The 19,196-nt window shown below is 31.0% G+C and carries 17 protein-coding genes; 13 read left to right on the plus strand and 4 right to left on the minus strand.

Going from position 1 to position 19,196, the window contains the following annotated elements; genetic code table 11:
- Positions 1-174: 174 nt before the first annotated feature.
- Entirely contained in the window at positions 175-780 is a 606-nt protein-coding gene (locus HX088_RS09235) for a DUF4126 domain-containing protein (protein WP_171622213.1), read from the minus strand.
- Between the two features lie 337 nt (positions 781-1,117).
- On the opposite strand from HX088_RS09235, the gene udk reads away from it, so the two are divergent.
- From udk to HX088_RS09285, 10 genes are all read left to right on the plus strand, one after another.
- Entirely contained in the window at positions 1,118-1,786 is a 669-nt protein-coding gene (udk, locus tag HX088_RS09240) for a uridine kinase (protein ID WP_348650875.1), read from the plus strand.
- Positions 1,786-2,175: an FtsB family cell division protein gene (locus tag HX088_RS09245; protein WP_171622215.1), complete on the plus strand. Its 390-nt coding sequence runs from the start codon at positions 1,786-1,788 to the stop codon at positions 2,173-2,175. The genes udk and HX088_RS09245 overlap by 1 nt, the downstream gene beginning before the upstream one ends.
- Positions 2,168-3,442 (plus strand): methylmalonyl-CoA mutase family protein, encoded by a 1,275-nt coding sequence (locus HX088_RS09250; RefSeq protein ID WP_225539509.1) that lies wholly within the window; start codon positions 2,168-2,170, stop codon positions 3,440-3,442. The genes HX088_RS09245 and HX088_RS09250 overlap by 8 nt, the downstream gene beginning before the upstream one ends.
- Before the next feature lie 123 nt (positions 3,443-3,565).
- On the plus strand, positions 3,566-4,732 hold the full coding sequence (locus tag HX088_RS09255) for an RsmD family RNA methyltransferase (RefSeq protein ID WP_286483986.1): 1,167 nt from the start codon (positions 3,566-3,568) through the stop codon (positions 4,730-4,732).
- 57 nt (positions 4,733-4,789) lie between these two features.
- Complete coding sequence (locus HX088_RS09260) at positions 4,790-6,973, plus strand: FUSC family membrane protein (protein WP_286483987.1); 2,184 nt, start codon at positions 4,790-4,792, stop codon at positions 6,971-6,973.
- Positions 6,974-7,103: 130 nt separating this feature from the next.
- Positions 7,104-7,781 (plus strand): hypothetical protein, encoded by a 678-nt coding sequence (locus HX088_RS09265; protein WP_171622218.1) that lies wholly within the window; start codon positions 7,104-7,106, stop codon positions 7,779-7,781.
- Between the two features lie 147 nt (positions 7,782-7,928).
- On the plus strand, positions 7,929-9,308 hold the full coding sequence (locus tag HX088_RS09270; protein WP_286483988.1) for a TolC family protein: 1,380 nt from the start codon (positions 7,929-7,931) through the stop codon (positions 9,306-9,308).
- Positions 9,309-9,312: 4 nt separating this feature from the next.
- Positions 9,313-10,305, plus strand: a complete 993-nt coding sequence (locus HX088_RS09275; protein WP_188319920.1) for an HlyD family secretion protein — start codon at positions 9,313-9,315, stop codon at positions 10,303-10,305.
- 6 nt (positions 10,306-10,311) lie between these two features.
- On the plus strand, positions 10,312-11,532 hold the full coding sequence (locus tag HX088_RS09280; protein WP_286483989.1) for an ABC transporter permease: 1,221 nt from the start codon (positions 10,312-10,314) through the stop codon (positions 11,530-11,532).
- Positions 11,529-13,418 (plus strand): ABC-F family ATP-binding cassette domain-containing protein, encoded by a 1,890-nt coding sequence (locus HX088_RS09285; protein ID WP_260542726.1) that lies wholly within the window; start codon positions 11,529-11,531, stop codon positions 13,416-13,418. The genes HX088_RS09280 and HX088_RS09285 overlap by 4 nt, the downstream gene beginning before the upstream one ends.
- Positions 13,419-13,457: 39 nt before the next feature.
- Here the strand turns inward: HX088_RS09285 and HX088_RS09290 are convergent, their stop codons facing one another.
- Positions 13,458-14,945 (minus strand): helix-turn-helix domain-containing protein, encoded by a 1,488-nt coding sequence (locus tag HX088_RS09290; protein WP_286483991.1) that lies wholly within the window; start codon positions 14,943-14,945, stop codon positions 13,458-13,460.
- Positions 14,946-15,062: 117 nt separating this feature from the next.
- Between HX088_RS09290 and aceB the strand changes: the two genes are divergently transcribed.
- Positions 15,063-16,646: a malate synthase A gene (gene aceB / locus HX088_RS09295; protein ID WP_284584288.1), complete on the plus strand. Its 1,584-nt coding sequence runs from the start codon at positions 15,063-15,065 to the stop codon at positions 16,644-16,646.
- 67 nt (positions 16,647-16,713) lie between these two features.
- Positions 16,714-17,991 (plus strand): isocitrate lyase, encoded by a 1,278-nt coding sequence (gene aceA, locus HX088_RS09300; protein WP_348650874.1) that lies wholly within the window; start codon positions 16,714-16,716, stop codon positions 17,989-17,991.
- Between the two features lie 156 nt (positions 17,992-18,147).
- Here the strand turns inward: aceA and HX088_RS09305 are convergent, their stop codons facing one another.
- Complete coding sequence (locus HX088_RS09305) at positions 18,148-18,354, minus strand: hypothetical protein (protein WP_286483993.1); 207 nt, start codon at positions 18,352-18,354, stop codon at positions 18,148-18,150.
- 47 nt (positions 18,355-18,401) lie between these two features.
- Entirely contained in the window at positions 18,402-18,746 is a 345-nt protein-coding gene (gene arsC / locus HX088_RS09310; protein ID WP_286483994.1) for an arsenate reductase (glutaredoxin), read from the minus strand.
- Positions 18,747-18,785: 39 nt separating this feature from the next.
- On the opposite strand from arsC, the gene HX088_RS09315 reads away from it, so the two are divergent.
- A complete protein-coding gene (locus HX088_RS09315) occupies positions 18,786-19,193 on the plus strand; it encodes a DUF6146 family protein (protein ID WP_221411932.1) in 408 nt (135 codons plus the stop codon).
- Positions 19,194-19,196: the final 3 nt, after the last annotated feature.

The following is a 19,196-nucleotide window of genomic DNA, read 5'->3' on the forward strand; positions in this document are numbered from 1 at the left end:
CATTCAACTTAAAAGACATACTGTAATCGCGCTGAGTACGTTTGACATAATTGCTTCTTTCTTCCATAATAACGATTATTTTTTTTGTGTCGCTATTTCAGGACGGGACAAAATAAACTAAAAAGGTTTACTCAAAATTTTGAATAGACCTTTTTTTATTCCTTAATATTTATTTTACAATTCTTCTGCTAATAATTGATCTCCTTTTTTTTGAACACTTTTATATGCTCTATAACAAACATATAATATAAACAATACAAAAATAAACGCTAATGGCGCTAATACAATTGCTGTAATACTTAATACAATAGAACTAAAAGTTTCACCTGTATTAACCAAAAAATTACCAGCACCAGCAGTTGTAGTAGTTGAAACTGCTCGTGCAGCAGCAGTAGTTCCGCTAATCGCTGCCGCAGTTCCACCACCAGCTATAATTGCTAAAGCCCAAGTTGCTACCTCATTCATTTCTGGTAACGTTATGCCAACCGCGATCGTTCCTGCAATCCCTGCCAAAGGTACCGCTACGGTATCTAAAAGATTATCAATAATTGGAATATAATAAGCCCCAATTTCAACCAACATCGCTACACCAAGCGTAATCAACGCTGGTGTACTTCCTATCCACATCCAACTATCATCAAGATTAATAAAACTTCCGCCAAATTTCACCACTAAACTTAAAACAAATAATGGTAAAAAAATCCTAAAACCAGCTGCAGCAGCCAATCCAATTCCGAGAAATAAAGAGAAAACAGTAGTCATTGATAATAAATCATTCATAGTATAGTATTTTATATAGTTCTGATTTAATAAATATAACAATAAAAAAGATAAAGTTTTTATTTTTTTTCTTTCCTTTGCATTCGATTAAGAAAAACCAAGTGCTACAAAGTACTTTTATTTTGTAATTAAGTCTAAATGTTTGAAGTACATCTAAATAATCGATTAATAACTCAACCTATATTGAAGTGGATTGATCATTATTTCTTTTCACAAAATCAATCAACCAAAACTTTTTCACGACACCCTTTAATATTTTGCAAGAATCCATTTCTTTTTATTTTAATTTCTAATAAGAAAATTTTATCTTTAAGGAAATTTTATGAGAACTCTTGCAATGGAAATATCAAACGAAATAAAAAATAATAATAAAACAAAAATGCTGGTAATAGGAATTGCAGGAGGTACAGGATCGGGAAAAACGACCGTTGTAAACAATATTTTGAGAGATCTTAACGCTGAAAGTGTCATCGTTATTTCTCAAGATAATTATTATAAAGATCATCCTGAATTATCATTTGATGAACGTTCTAAAATAAATTTTGATCATCCAAGATCTATTGATTTTGAATTGTTAAAAGAACATGTTGCTTTACTTAAAAATGGAGTTTCAATCGAGCAACCTGTTTATTCGTTCATTACGCATAGTCGCAAAGAGGAAACAATATTGACACATCCTCAGTCTGTTATTATCGTAGAAGGAATTTTGGTACTTACAGATCCAGAATTACGCGATTTGTTTGATGTAAAAATCTTTGTTCACGCAGATTCTGACGAAAGATTAATTCGCCGTGTACGCCGTGACATACAAGAACGCGGTCGAGATTTGGATGAAGTTTTAACGCGTTATCAAAAAACACTGAAACCAATGCATCAACAATTTATCGAACCTTCTAAAAACTATGCAGACATTATTATTCCAAATATGAAAAAGAAAAATTCTGTCGCAGTAAAAGTTTTATCAACTGTAATTAAAGAAAAACTTAACTCAAAAACTGCTGTATAATGAAAGAAAAATCGGAAGAAATCTTTGACGAAGAGCTAATACCAGAAGTGCCGAAAAGAAAAATTAAAGATACTTTTGTCTTCAAATTTGTTTGGAATCGTTACTTTATATTAACGGTATCGTTTGCTATTTGGATGATTTTTTTCGATCAAAACTCTTTTTTCGTACATCGCGAGTTAGATAAACAAATCAAATTATTAGAGGTTGATGAACAATATTATCAAGAACATTTGGATAAAGAAACAGAGAAATTAAATCAATTAAATAGTAATCCTGCTGAAATAGAACGCATCGCAAGAGAAAAACATTTCTTGAAAAAAGATGATGAAGATATTTTTATCATTCAGCAAGAGAAAATTGAGAAGCCACAAAATAAAGAAAATGAATAAATTATTTCAAGATTTCGATACGATTTCTGAAAAAGAATGGAAAAATAAAGTTCAAGTAGAACTGAAAGGATTAGAATATAATGAAACGTTGGTTTGGGGAACAAATGACCAAATTAACGTTAAACCATTGTATACAAAAGATGATGTTGATTATTCAACTATTCAACCTTTACCAAAATCTTCTAAAGATTGGAAAATAATTTCAAAATATACGGGAAATAAAAATCAAGATTATAGCTTTTTATATGGTTATTTGATCAATCAAAAAGAAGCAAATTCTACGTTAGATCTTCCTAATTACTTGGATTTATTTATTCAGTATGATGGCTCATCAGCTTTAAAATCTCTTGAAAAACTTCCGAATTTAAAATATTTGGATATAGATCCTTATGGTTATTTGGCTCAAAATGGCTTGTGGCAAAATGATTCTGAGAATGCAACAAAAGAATTGATAAAAGAAGCTTTAGCTTTAGAAAATTTCGAAAAAGTAATTTCAATTCAAGGAGATATTTATCAAAATGCAGGAGCAAATCATGTACAACAAATTGCGATTACACTTGCACATGCTGTCGAATATTTAGAGAACTTTGGTGCTGATGTTGCTGATAAAATCTATTTTAAATTTGCTGTAGGAAGCAATTATTTCTTCGAAGTGGCAAAATTAAGAGCGTTCCGTTTTTTGTGGAAAATGATTTTAGAACAATACAATAAAGAAAGTGAAGCCTTTGTTTTCACCTCAACTTCTGATCGTAATAAATCTAAATTAGATATTTACAACAATGTTATTCGTTCTACTGTAGAAGCTTCTTCTGCTATTTTTGGTTCGAGTGATGCTGTTTTTGTAGGTGCTTATGATGAATTAAATAACGAATCTGATTTTGGGTTAGAATTAGCAGCAAAACAACAATTGTTATTGCAAAAAGAATCCTATTTAAATCAATTTGCTGACCCTGCTGCAGGTTCTTTTTATATTGAAACCTTAACAAACCAAATGGCAGAAAATGCATTAGAATTATTCAAAACAATTCAAACTGCAGGTGGATTTATTAAAGCCTTACAAAGCGAAACCATTCAAGATTTTATTTATACAAGTGCGAAAAAAGAACAAAAAGATTTTGATGAACAGATTATCAAATTGATTGGTGTAAATAAGTTTAGAAACCCTTCTGATGTCATTGAAAAAATGCCAAAAGAAAAAATAGTTAAACCAGCTCTTTTTATTCCTATTGTACCAACTCGTTTAGCAGAAAAAGAAGAAAATAAATAAATTTCGCAAATGAAATTGACAAGCAATTTCATTCCGAACAAAATAATAATAAGACTTCAGTATCCTTGTGTTACTGAAGTCTTGTTTTTGATAAAACATTAGCTTATTTCTAAAAAAATCGTTTTGAATCAAAATATTTTAACACAAGAATTTCAAGATTATTTAAAAATAATCAAGCAAGAAGATTTCAAATCTATTAGTTTAAAAAAATCGTTATTTGATGGTATTTCTTCGGCAGAAATTGCACAACAATTAAAAGGAATTCAAGTAGCAAAACATAAATTCCCAACACTTTATTCGACAAAAAACATTTATTTTCCGCCATCTATCAATTTAGAACAAGCAAGCTCTGAAGCTGCTGCAAATTATAAATCGAGTTTGGTTAAAGGAAAAACATTAATCGATTTGACCGCGGGTTTTGGAATTGACACCATGGCTTTTGCTAAAAATTTCGAAAAAGTATATCATATCGAACAAAATCCAGAATTAAGTGAAATTGTACAACATAATGCACAAATTTTAGCTCCAAATTTAGAAACATACACTGGTACTTTTCAATCATTTTTTGAAACCAATCCTGAATCTAAGTTTGATGTTATTTATCTTGATCCAGCCCGAAGAAATTCGAGTGGAAGAAAATTTATTTTAGAAGATTTAGAGCCAAATATTTTAGAATGGATGCCAACTTTTTTCGAGAAATCTAATAAAATCATCATCAAGCTTTCTCCATTATTGGACATCACTTCTACCCTACAGCAAATTGATTCCATTTCAGAAATACATATCGTTGCTTTAAAAAATGAAGTGAAAGATTTTCTACTGATTATTGATAAAAATTGCTCCACTAAAAACCCTTTGATTAAAGCAATTAATTTAGAAAGTAATCAACCTGAATTTTCATTCAACTTTGAAGACGAATACAATTCTAATGCAAATTTTGGAACAGTACAACAGTATATTTACGAACCAAATGTTGCTATTCTAAAAACGGGCGCTTTCAAATTATTGTGCGAAAAATTTAATTTGTATAAATTACATCAAAACACCCATTTATATACGTCGAATGAACTTTTGAACGAATTTCCTGGAAAAATATATTCAGTGGAAAAACACATCAATCATCCTAAAAAAGAAATTTTAAAATCTAAAGCTAATCTTTTGGTAAAAAACTATAACCAAGCAATAGATGTTGTCAAAAAGAAATTTAAAATAACAGATGGTGGTGAAACAACATTAATTTTTACACAAAGTATATATGGTTTTCATATTCTAAAAACTTCGCGTGTTTAGTTGGGTTTCGAGAAAAGTTGTGCTAATTTTATACAACAATTTTACAACCCTATAATTTTGCATTTGAAACTTAAGAATAAAATCGAAAACTTTATATATGGAGAAGCGCTTTCTGATGGTTTAAAAACCTCTTTGGCGATTGTCATACCTCCTATTGTCGCAAGTTTTTTTGGCGATTTGTATGCTGGTGTTACCATAAGTCTTGGCGCAGTTTTAGCGCACATGACAGACACTCCTGGTCCATTCAAAGAACGTCGAAACTTGATGTGGCTTTCCGTTTTATTAATTTTTATTGTTTCATATTTAACAAAAACGATTAATAATTTTCCAATTTTATTAGGAATTTGTTTAACGATTATCGTATTCTTTTCTAATATTTTAACCGTTTGGGGACAACGACTAAGTGCACTCGGAATGGTCATCATGATGTCGATGGTGATGAATATGAACGACTTGAGACAAGAATTAACTCCATTACATACAGCCTTATACGTTACTGCTGGTGCGGCATGGTACACTATTTTTAGTTTAGCGATTAGTACATTTCGTCCCTACAGAATGGCGCAACAAAATCTTGCTGATGCCATGATTCATATTTCGGAATACATCCGAATTAAAGCTTCTATGTTTGATAAAGATTCTAATTATGATGACATTGTCCAAAAACTTATTGACGAACATGTTGTCATTAATGAAAAGCAAAATTTGGTCAGAGACTTAGTTTTTACCAATAAAAAATTGGTAAAAGACCAAACACCAATCGGACGATCGATTGTTTTTATGTTCTCAGATTTAATGGATATTTTCGAAAATATTACTGCAACTCAATACGATTATGTCAAAATTAGGGAAGTATATGGCGATACAAAGGCGATGCGCAAAATTTATAATATGATGAATAAATTAGCGCACGAACTAAAAATGATTGCTTATCATATCAATTCGAACAAACGTCCCAAAAAACCTTCTTTTGATTTTGATGCTGAATTAAAAAAGATTGATGACGCAATAAAAGAATTGTATGCTGAAGGCAAAAAACCTATCGTTTTATCCAAAATTTATATCAATCTAAAACAAGTTGTTTATAAAATAGAATTTATTCATAAATTCTTTTACGATGATTCTTTTACCGAAAAAAAGAAAAATCCGTTGGATCATGCAGAGCATTTTCAACCAACAGTCGATTATTCGTTCGGAAAAATAAAAGATCATCTCAACCTAAAATCTTCTATTTTCAGACATGCTATTCGTTCCTCTATTGTCATGCTTTTAGCATATTGTATAACATTTATTATTCCCATGACCTATCACAGTTATTGGCTATTAATGACTGTTCTTGTTATCTTAAAACCTGGTTTTAGCGTGACAAAAAAGAGAAACTTACAGCGTTTAAAAGGAACTATTTTTGGTGGATTAATCGGAATTTTAATCCTACTTATTTTTCCACAACTATCTGTACGATTTGTATTGATGTTATTCTTTATGTTAATGGCGTATACATTCATACGTCACAAATATGCTGTTGGCACCTTTTATTTAACAGCTTACATCTTGATTTCGTTTAGTTTTTATTCGCAAAAAGATTCACTTTATATCATACAAGAACGAACAATAGATACATTAGTTGGTGGTTTAATGGCCTTTATTTCATGCTACATTATTTTACCTTCTTGGGAAAAAAATAACATGAATGAATATATTCAAAAAGCGTTAATTGCTAATTACGAATTTGTTTTTCTTATTTTTAAAAAATTAGCTGATAATGACGTTACCACAACAGATTATAAATTAGCGCGTAAAGACGTGTTTATTGCAATGGCAAATATCAATTCAGTTTTTCAACGTGTCATTTCAGAACCAAAAGATAAACAAGAAAATGCAGATGATTTGAATAAATTTACCATTTTCAATCAATCATTTGTATCCTATTCACTTGGATTAGTGAAAATTCTAAAGAAAAACAACTCGGTTATTTTAACTTCCGAACACATACGATTAATGAAAAAAATATTGCAATTATTACTTCAAAATATTCGACTTTATGGTGAATATGAAACCGAAAATTTACCCAAAACAATCGAGTTTAAAGAAAAAACAATTGCATATACTGAAATCGAAACGGAGGCTTTACAAAATGACTCTGAGTTGATTGAAGATTTACTTGAGTATTTGTACGAAATCTCTTACGATTTCACGAAAGTTGGACATGTTTTTGTAAAAGAAAAACCGTTAAAAGAATAAATATAATTTAACTATTCAAAATCTAAAATCATACGTTATAACTACCTTTTTTGGTTCAATAAAAAATAATTTTAAAAAAAACATACTAAAACATTATTAATCACTATATTTAAAGAGTAAAGGTTGGTATATGAAAAAAATAGTTTATTTCGCGATAGGAAGCTTGTTTATAATGCAATCTTGTGAGCAAAAGAAAGAAGCTCCAAAAGAATTAGCTGTTAATACAACAACTACGTACGAGAGTGCCTTAGATGTTCCTGTGAGTAAAGTTGGTGTGGTAATTAATATTGATACTGTTGGATTTTTTAATCATAATTCTCAAGAATTAAACCATAATATCGATTCAAAATCAATCCAAAATCAATTGATACAATTAAATTCGAAAGTTGACATCATTAAAATAATTCGTGAAAAAGCAATCAAAATTTTAGACGATCATCAATATGATTATCAAATAATTGATAAATTTGACAATAAAAACGTACCAAACGAATTAATTACACAAGAAAATGTTCATTTAGTTAAATTTGATAACTTGAAAAATTTAATATCTCAAGATGATTTAGTCGTTATCAATGTAAAATCTGGTTTGGATTTTGATCCCGAAAACAAACTAAAATACATTGCTAAAACCTATGTTTATATCAATATTTTAGACTTAAAAAACAATTCGTTAAAATATAGCGAAACAATTGGAGGAACAAAATACATTGAGGAGACAATCAAGCAAGGATCAATAGATTATTTAGAGAAAATGATGAAAGAATCGTTAAACGAGACCTTAAATATAATTGATAATAAATATTAAATACATTGAACTATGCGCCAATTATGTTGGCAATTATTGGAAGTCCTGAACCTTTAAAAAGTTTCAGGATTTTTATTTTTAATCATATTCTAATACTAGTTTTTATTCATGGTATATTTTTTGTTAATTTTATGCCAAAATTGAGCAATGCCTATCCATCGATATTATAGTTATTTCGTTCTTATCTCTTCATTTTCTTTTGGTCAACAACTAATTGACCCTCAACTAAAACTACCTGTTGAAAAAGCAATTGAATCAAGTTACAATTTAAAAAATAAACAACTCGAAGTTGATAAAAACAACTCTAAATATGATGAAATAAAAGGTAAACAAAAACCAAGTTTGTCTGCAATTGCTTTGGGAAGTTATTTAAATTCGAACGGAACAATTGATATTCCTACAAAATCTATTGATCTTATTTCGACCGAATTATTTGCAGGAAATCAAAGATTTAATACCTCAACTGGATTATTTACAATTGGTATAAATGCATCTCAAGTCATTTTTTCAGGATTGCAAATACCAAATGCTTTAAACGCTATTCAAGAAAAAAGCGTAGCTTTAGATTACTTAAAAGATGCAGAAAAAGATGTCATAACAAAGGACATTTTACAAACTTATGATCAATTGATGTTGATACAAAAAGTAGAAGAATTGATTTCAAATTCTGCAAAACGTTTAGATAAAGAACATCTTAAAGTTCAGAAAGCAATTCAAAACGGTTTGGCAATACCATATGATCGTGAAAAAATAAAATTAGCATTGCTCGAGTTAGAGGCTCGACAAGTTGAAGTAAATGGAAGCCGACAATTACTTTACAAGAAATTAGAAACATTAACACATTTATCGATAGAAGATTTACAACAAATAGAGTATGAACTTACTCCTATTCATATAATTTCGGCTGAGTATACATTAGAAAATAAAAAGGAGTTGAAAGCGCTTGAACATTCAATAAAAGCATACGAATTTTTGTACAAGAAAGAAAAAGGTTCTCACCTTCCGCAAGTTTTCGCTTTCGCAAATACCAATTACACTTCTATTTTTGGAAGTCGTTTCAAGTTAAAAGATGTCGATTTATTAGGCGATGTCAATCTAAAAATGAACCAATTTACGTTATTCCCAAATATTTTGATTGGAATTGGTGCAAAATGGGAATTATTAGATGGTGGTCAACATAAAAATAGATTATTGCAAGCAAAAACAGATATCTTAATTAATGAAAATAAATTGAAAGATTCGCAAGAAAAATTAAATCTCTTGTTAAGTAAAAATAAGATTGATTACGAAACTTCTTCCGAAAAATTAAAAGTAAACCATCAACAAAATACCATTGCAACAAATAATTTAGAAATTGCTTCAAGACGATTTCAAGAAGGATTAATTGATGTAACAGAACGTTTGGCAGCAGAAAATGATTTTTATAAAGCAAATCTTGGTTACTATTCTCAAATTATAGATCAACGATCTAAAACCTATGAATTACTACAAACTTCTGGTGAATTATTTAATCAAATCTCAAATTAAAATCATGAAAAATACCTTATACTATATATTTGCATTAAGCGGACTAATACTTTTTTCGAATTGCACATCTACTGATAAAGAAAATAAATCAACCGAAGAAACTGTTTTTCAAGGAAAAATTGAACGTGATCAAATTACAGTTGTCACAAAAATACCAGGTAAAATAGATCAAATATTGGTTCACGAAGGCGATGAAGTAAAAAAAGGACAAACACTTTTTGTTTTACAATTACCAGAAGTTGATGCCAAAAAAAGTCAAGCCGAAGGTGCTGTAAATTCAGCTGAAGCGCAATATGAAATGGCAAAAAAAGGTGCGACAGATAATCAATTGAAACAATTACGTGCAAAAGTTGCTGGCTTGAAAGAGCAATTAGATTATGCTGAAAAATCGAATCATCGACTAAAAAATATGCTTCGTGATAGTCTTGTACCGCAACAAAGTTACGATGAAGTTTATGCAAAATATCAAGGTGCAAAAAATCAATATTTAGCCGCAAAAGCCGAATTAGCTGATGCCGAAAATGGAGCTCGTGTTGAGCAACAACAAATGGCTTTGGGACAAAAAGAACGTGCATTAGGTGCTTTGCAAGAGATTGATGTTGCAGAAGCAGAAAGATACATCAAAGCGCCACAAAATATGACAATCGAAACAATTAATCTAAAAGTAGGAGAATTAGCATTGGCTGGTTATGCTATAGCGAACGGAATTCTGGAAGAAACTACATTTTTTAGATTTACCATTCCTGAAAATAAAATTAGTCAACTTCAGAAAAATCAAATTGTCAAATTAAAGATTCCTTATAAAAATAATTTAGAACTCAAAGGTAAAATTGTTTCGATAAAAGCGCTGAATTCCTATGCAAACATCTCGACTGCTTATCCAGATATTGATCAGCAACAATCCCTATATGAAGTAAAAGTAGTTCCTGTTGATAACAAACAAGCTGCTCAACTCTTGACAAAAGCAACTGTTATTTTGGATCTTAACACTAAATAAATTCTAATGAAAACAATTTTTCATTTAATTATACGAGAGTTCAAACTTTTCTTCAAGAATCCTGTTTTACCCATTTTATTCTTGGGTGCGCCTATCATGTATGGTGTTTTGATTGGAAATGTCTATAAAAAAGGAAATGTAACCGATTTGCCAATTATTGTCGTTGATGAAGATCGCACAACAACAAGTCAAAAAATTATTCAAATGTTAGATGAAAATGAATCGGTTCACGTAGCCGAAATTTTAGCATCTACATTCGACTCTAAAAATAAAGCATTAGCAATCGGAGCAGAAATAGTCGTTGTGATTCCTCGCAATTTTCAATCCGATGTACAACAAAAGAAATTGCCCGAAATTACATATTTCGTAAATGGATCAAATACTTTAACATCCAACACAGCTGCTATTGCTGTAACAACAGTATTATCTACTATGAAAGCTGGAATTTCAATTGAAACAGCTCGAAAACAAGGCGTACCAGAATATATAGCGACTCAAAGTTACGAACCATTCAAATCAACTATGATTCGACAAAATATACGCAGTGGAAACTACTTATATTTTATGCTTCCTGGTGTATTACTAACTGTATTGCAACAAGTTTTATTATTAGGATTAGCGCTTTCTTTTGCATCAGAATTTGAAAATAAAACATTCAACACCTTAATTTCAAAATCATCCAATCCATTTACACTATTATTTACCAAAACATTTCCATATCTAATCATGTCGATTTTCATTTTCATACTATACTATTGCTTTGGAATGTTTTATGACATGAAATTAGAAACAGAATTTTGGCCTTTCTTCTCTTCTACTCTTGCCTTTATTTTAGCTGTTTGTTTTATGGGATTTTTAGTCAGCATCTTACTTCCAAACCAACTAAAAGCTACAGAAGTCTTGATGGTCGTGGCTACTCCAAGTTTCATTTTAAGTGGATTTACTTGGCCATTGAGTCACATGCCAAAATGGATACAAACAATTGCAGATGCCATTCCATTAACGCATTATCTCAAAATATTTCGTATTCTTTTTATCGAAAAAGGAGATCCAAGGTTAATTCAACCACATTTAAATAATCTAATTATTATAGGAAGTATTTGCTTTGTCTTATCTTTGGCTCTCTTAATCGTTAAAATAAGAAAAGCTAAACAGTCGATCAAGCAAATCGAAACAGAAAAAGATTTAGTTTCTTTTTTAACTCACAAAACAGATAATAAACCATGAATTTTCTTACAGTTGAAAATCTAACCAAATCATACGGAATCCGAACACTATTTAAAGATGTTAATTTTCATGTCAACGAAGGAGACCAAATCGCATTCGTAGCCAAAAATGGAAGTGGAAAATCTACTTTACTTAAAATTTTAGCTGGATTAGAAACAGCCGATTCTGGTGAAGTTCGCCCAAACAAAGGGGTCAAAATTTTAATGTTAGACCAAAGTGATGATTTCGACGAAAATTTAAAAGGTGAAGAATATATTTTTAATCATTCGAATGAAGTATTAGATGTTGTTCGTCAATATGAAAACATGATTGAGAATGACCCAACAAATCCAGAATTAGTTGATTTAATGGGAAAAATGGATGTCTTAGATGCATGGAAAGTCGAACCGACAATCAAAGAAATTTTATCAAAATTGAAGATTGATTTCTTGGGTCAAAAAATTGGAAAGCTTTCTGGTGGTCAACGTAAACGTATTTCTTTAGCAAAGTTTTTGATTGATTTGAGTTTCGAAACAGGATATGTTCTTCTAATTTTAGATGAGCCTACCAACCACTTGGATATCGAAATGGTAGAATGGTTAGAATATTTCTTAAACAAAGAAAACAAAACCTTGATTCTTGTTACACACGACCGTTATTTCTTAGATGCTATATGTACCAAAATTTTAGAAATGGAGGACAAAACATTGTATGTACATTCAGGAAATTACGAAACTTATATTACAAACAAAGCATTGCGTATCGAAAATCAGAACGCAACAATTGATAAAGCAAAAAATCTTTACCGCAAAGAAATTGAATGGATGCGTCGTCAGCCACAAGCGCGAACAACAAAATCTAAATCTCGTATTGATGCTTTTTATGATACAGAAAAAGTTGCCAAACATAAAATTGTCGATCAAAAAGTAAAATTAGAGATGGTCATGACACGCTTAGGTCAAAAAATCATCGAGATGGAACATGTTTCGAAAGCATTTGGTCAAAAGAAAATTTTAGATGATTTCTCGTATATTTTTGCACGTGGTGGAAAAATCGGCTTAGTCGGTAAAAATGGTGTTGGTAAAACTACTTTCTTGAAAATGCTTGAAGGAATTGAACCTGCTGATAGTGGCGTTATTGAACGTGGTGATACATTAAATATTGGACATTTTAAACAAGACGGAATCGACTTTAAACAAGATGAGCGTGTTATAGAATTTGTAAAAGATATTGCAGATTTCTTTCCTCTTGCAAATGGAAAGGAAATGCGTGCTGAACAATTCTTAGAAATGTTTTTATTTACGCCAGAACAACAACATACTCATATTTCTAAATTAAGTGGAGGAGAGAAAAAACGCCTTCAATTACTGGCTATTCTGTACAAAAATCCAAACTTCTTGATTTTGGATGAGCCTACAAATGATTTGGATTTACCGACATTAACTGTTTTAGAAAGTTTCTTAGAAGATTACCAAGGTTGTTTATTAGTCGTTTCCCATGACCGTTATTTTATGGATAAAGTGGTTGATGAATTAATGATTTTTGAAGGAGAAGGAAAGGTTTCTCGTTATATGGGAACATACACTGAATACCATATCGAGAATAAAAATAAACCTGAAATTGACGATAATAAAAGTGAAAAAGTAATCGCAACTCAAGATAAAATTGAATCTAAAGAAAAGATCAAAGAAACAAAACCTCGAAAGTTATCGTTCAAAGAACAACGAGAATTAGAAGAAATTAATAAATCTTTACCAATTCTTGAGGTTAAAAAGGAAGAATTAACAAATTTACTTTCAGATCCTAATTTAAGCTACGATAAAATTGCTACAATTGGAGATGAACTACAAAAAATTGTGGACGAAATTGAAGAAAAAGAATTTCGTTGGTTAGAATTAAGCGAATAAAAAAAGGAACTTTAAGTTCCTTTTTTTATTTTTCATATTTTATTTACTTTGTTTTTTTATAAAATCATTAATGGTAACATTTAAACGTTTGTTACGAATATCTTTTTCAAAACGAATTGGTTCAGCAGCTCTTTCAGCACAATCTTTCATTCCACAGTTCTCACACGTTACCGCCACTTCTTTTACTGGAATAGAAGGATCGTTCATAAATTTAATTTTACGTTGAGCCGATTTATATAAAACACCTATCGTTACACTTCGTAAATAACTTGGATTAAATGGATCTTTTGTCGCTGAAGAAATTACATAATATTTTTGATTATTATTGAATGGATACAACGAAATCTGAGCAGAAATTGTATGCTGATCTTCTGGATTATTTTCTAATTCTTTCAACACATTCAACGAAACCCAACGTCGACAATAATGTTCATCTGTTTCATTTGCTTGAGGCGATTGTTGTTGATTAAGATGTAATTCTTTGGTTAATTTAAACGAATTAGAACCCGCTTTAGTTGATAATCGCAAAAAGAATAAATCGCGAATATTGAAATGCTTCGGTAATAAATTAGTCATTCGTTGATATACAGTTTCTGGTGATTCGGTATATTTTCCTAAAATTTCTTGAAATTTAGACAAATCATGGTGCTCCACAGCAAATAGATCTTTCATATCCGCCAACAGTTTATCTTCAGGTAACAATAACGCTCCCGCAAAATAAGAAGCATAAAAATTATTCAACAATTGATCAAAATTGTCAAAACTAGCCCAAGAAAAAGTATACAAACGCTCCTTTAAATCTAAATAATTATACCCTAATTCTTTTGCTAAAATAAATCGTTTCTGATCGTTATCCGAAATCGAATTGATATACAATAATTTTTTATCCTTGATATAAATCGAACGGAGTTTAGCTAAATCTTTTCCTTCAAGATGGTCAAAATCTTCATAAACAATTGTATAATTAAACTCTTCTTTTAGAATTTCTTCCATGGTATCATTCGATACAAAACCATCATAATCAACTAAATATTCTTGTAAAAAACTTTTTGCAGCTTTTTCTATATCTGGAAAATAATTGTCGTTTGCTTCCTGAAAAGAACGCAAAGAAGCTAAGAAAAAACTTTCTCGTGTCAAATTATAATTATTCCCTATTTCGATCAAGGTTGATATAAATGCATTCACCTTCATAGGTGCATTCGAAATGATCTCAATTAAGTCTCTTTCTTCTATACCAAACAACTCTAATGGTATTTCTTGTAACAAATTAGATTGTAAAATTTCAGCAACTGGCGCTAAATTTTTATCTAATTTTAATGAAACTATCTCATCGTAAGGTATTTCCAAAGCCTCTGCAAGCAATACTATTTTATCAGTTTTCGGATATTTTTTACCTTTTTCGATCTCATTTAAATAAGATTTTGAAAGCCCTGTTAACTTAGATAACTTAAACAATGACAAATCTTTAGCAGTTCTAACTTGCTTTAATTTTAATCCAAAAATTAATTTAATGTATTCTTCTTGCATAATTTTCTCAAAAATATTTGGTAAATGTAAACGAATTTTTATAATTTAGCGAACGTTCGCTGGAAGTAAAATTCCGCTCGAATGACCAAAACCAAAATTACAACAAAAACACAAAAAATGGATACTATTACAAGTGAATTAAAATTATCGCACAAAGTGCTGGATAGTTATCCAGACATTTTGACAAATGAAGCTGTTACATTTTTGACAGCTTTACACAAAAAATTTAACGATAGACGATTAGAACTATTGGCTGAAAGAAGCGAAAGACAAATCTTTTTTGATTTAGGAAATTTCCCATCTTTTCTTTCAGAAACAAAGGATATCAGAAATAGCGATTGGACAGCCGCTCCTATTCCTGAAGATTTACAAGATCGTCGCGTTGAAATAACTGGTCCGGTTGACCGTAAAATGGTAATTAACGCCTTAAATTCTGATGCTAAAACCTTTATGGCTGATTTTGAAGATAGTAATTCTCCTACATGGGATAATAACCTTCAAGGACAACAAAATTTAAAAGATGCAATAAATGGTACAATTTCTTTCGAATCGAAAGGAAAAATGTATCAGTTAAATAATAAAACGGCAGTTTTAATGGTTCGTCCAAGAGGACTGCACCTTAATGAGAAACATGTTGTAATCAACAAGCAAGAAATATCAGGCTCACTATTTGACTTTGGTTTATATTTTTTCCATAATGCACACACGTTACTTTCCAAGCAAAGTGGGCCTTATTTCTATCTTCCTAAATTAGAACATCATGCTGAAGCCGCATGGTGGAATGATGTTTTTGTATTTGCACAAGATTATTTAGGATTAAAACAAGGAACAGTTAAAGCAACTGTATTAATTGAAACGATTACAGCAGCATTTCAGTTAGATGAAATTATTTATGCGTTAAAAGATCATATCGCAGGACTAAATTGTGGTCGTTGGGATTATATTTTTTCTTATATCAAAAAATTCAAAAAACATCCAAACTTTATTGTTCCAGATCGATCGCAAGTTACCATGACTTCTCCTTTTATGGCTGCTTACTCGCAGGCTGTAATTCAACGTTGTCATAAACGAAATATACATGCAATTGGAGGGATGGCTGCTCAAATTCCGATTAAAAATAATGAGGAAGCAAATCAAGCAGCATTCGATAAAGTAAAAAATGATAAACTGCGAGAGGTTAAAAATGGTCATGATGGAACATGGGTTGCACATCCTGCATTAGTAGAAATTGCACGAAATGTTTTTGATGAATATATGCCTCAAGCAAACCAGATTGATAACAAACGTGAAGACGTTTTAACTACTGCCGAAGCATTGTTAGAACTTCCTAAAGGAACAGTTACTGAACAAGGTATTAGAGAAAATATCAATGTTGGCATTTTATACCTTGAGAGTTGGTTAGCTGGTCGTGGAGCGGCTGCATTATACAACCTAATGGAAGATGCTGCGACTGCAGAAATATCACGTACACAGGTTTGGCAATGGTTACGTCAACACATCACGTTAGAAGACGGATGCGAATTTAATTGTGATAAATATAAAAAATTAAGAGCCGAAGAGGTTCAAAAAATAAAAGAATTAGTTGGAGAAGAAAACTACAAAAACGGAAAATATGAATTAGCAATTCAGATTTTTGACGAATTAGTTTTATCTCACAAGTTTACAGAATTTTTAACATTAGAAGCCTATAAGTATATCTAAAAGCACACTATAACCCAAGAAACACACAACACACATACACACACAAACAAAACACAAAAACACAATTATGAGCAATCAAGAAAGAATTCAGAAAATTCAGCAAGATTGGGCTACCAATCCACGTTGGAAAGACGTTACTCGTCCTTATACGGCAGAAGATGTTATTCGCCTGAGAGGTTCTTTGGACATCGATTACACTTTAGCAACTATGGGAGCTAAAAAGCTATGGGAAGGTTTAAACACTAAACCGTTTATGGCTGGACTTGGCGCTTTGAACGGTAATCAGGCAATACAGGAAGTTCAAGCTGGCTTAGATGCAATTTATCTATCAGGATGGCAAGTAGCAGCAGATGCAAATCTTTCTGCTGAAATGTATCCAGATCAATCGCTTTATCCAGCTAATTCTGTACCGATGGTTGTAAAACGTATCAACAATGCTTTACGTCGTCGCGATGAAATTCAGTCCGTAACCGAACAAGGAAACATTGATTATATGGTTCCAATTGTTGCAGATGCAGAAGCTGGTTTTGGTGGAAATTTAAATGCTTACGAATTAATGAAGCAAATGATTGAAGCTGGAGCAGCAGGCGTACATTTTGAAGATCAATTGTCTTCTGCAAAGAAATGTGGGCATTTGGGCGGAAAAGTTTTAGTTCCTACCCAAGAAGCAATTAACAAATTAGTTGCTGCACGTTTAGCAGCTGATGTTTGCGGAACGCCAACTTTATTAGTTGCAAGAACAGATGCGGAAGCAGCTAATTTAATTACATCTGACATTGACGAAAGAGATCAACGTTTTATACTTACAGGAAGTCGAACTTCTGAAGGATTTTATAAAGTAAAAAATGGTTTAGAACAAGGAATTGATCGCGGATTAAGTTATGCAGCATACGCTGATTTGATTTGGATGGAAACATCAAATCCAGATTTGGGAATGGCAAGAGAATTTGCTCAAGCAATTCGAGAAAAATATCCTAATCAATTATTAGCTTACAACTGTTCGCCATCATTCAACTGGGCTAAACATTTGACAGAAGCTCAAATGGAGACGTTCCGTGAAGATTTAGCTGAAATGGGATATAAATTCCAATTCATCACATTAGCAGGATTCCATGCCATGAACACATCAATGTTCGAACTTTCAAGAGCTTATAAAGCAAAAGGAATGGCTGGATACTCGCAATTACAAGAACGAGAATTTGCGTTACAAGAAGAAGGTTTTGCAGCCGTAAAACATCAATCTTTTGTTGGAACTCAATATTTCGATTACGTACAAAATACCGTGCAACAAGGTATTTCGTCTACTACGGCTATGGCCGAAAGTACGGAAACCGCACAATTCTAATACATACTTTTCAATAAAAAGGACGTACCGCAACTACGTCCTTTTTTCATTTTATTCACTTTTTTATAAGTTAACACATAATCAACTTTAATAATCCGATTAAATAAATTAATAGCTATGAATACATTTTTTTAATTATTCAGCCAACTAATTAAATTATTGATTAGCGTTCAACTTTTTCTCATATCTCTTGCGAATATATTCGGCAGCTAATGTAACAGCAATTCCACCAACTATTCCATATACCGACCGTTTACCAAAAAATTTTGCTACAGTAACACCAGTTGTAGCCGCTGTTGCTAATAATCCTATTTTGGTATTTTTCTCTCTTCGGTTTTTTATAAATTTATTTAAAACATTCATCGTTAATTGTTTAATTTTATAAAAACTAAACAATTATCAAACCAAATTTACTTTATAAAATCCTCTACTAATTCTTTTGGTCGTCCAACTACTCCACTTTTTTCATCAATTACAATCGGTCTTTGAATTAACTTTGGAAATTCTATCATTGCGTTCAAAACCTCATCTTCAGACAATTCTTTGCCTTTAAAATTAAGTTTCCATTCCTCTTCATTTGTTCTTACAATGTCTATTGGTTTCAAACCTAACTTCGTCAAAATATCTTTTAATTCTTCTTTTGTTAGAACTTCTTTTAAGTACTCTCTCACTTCAAAATCTTTTCCAGATTCTTCCAAAACTTTCATCGCTTCTCTACTTTTTCCACAGCGTGAATTATGTAAAATCGTATACATTCTCGTTATTTTTTAGTAAATTTAATCAAATTAAAAATTATGAAAAAGCTATTTTTATTAATATGTCTTCCTCTCCTATTTTTTGCGTGCACTACCAATCAAACATCCCAAAATTCTGTTGCAAACAATGATGAAAATTCTCTTAAATTTGAACCTAATGAAGATGGAGATTATGATATTGTAGTTTTTGATCCTCAATACGACATTTACCTTAAAACAGTTGCTTTGCCTAAAGAATATTATTCAAAATCATATTACGAACAAAAAAATCGTCAATATGTGATGATTTGGAATCAACGTCACATGCAACCTTTTGTTTATAACCCTGATTTGTACGCGGTTAGTATAGATTTAGATCCTACAATTGATTATGGATTAGAGTTTGAATATAAGTTATTTAACTTTTTCCGATTTATTGAAAGTAAATATCGTGTCAGAATTAGATAATAT

The organism is Empedobacter sp. 225-1 (genome assembly GCF_030328185.1).
Classification (GTDB): domain Bacteria; phylum Bacteroidota; class Bacteroidia; order Flavobacteriales; family Weeksellaceae; genus Empedobacter; species Empedobacter stercoris.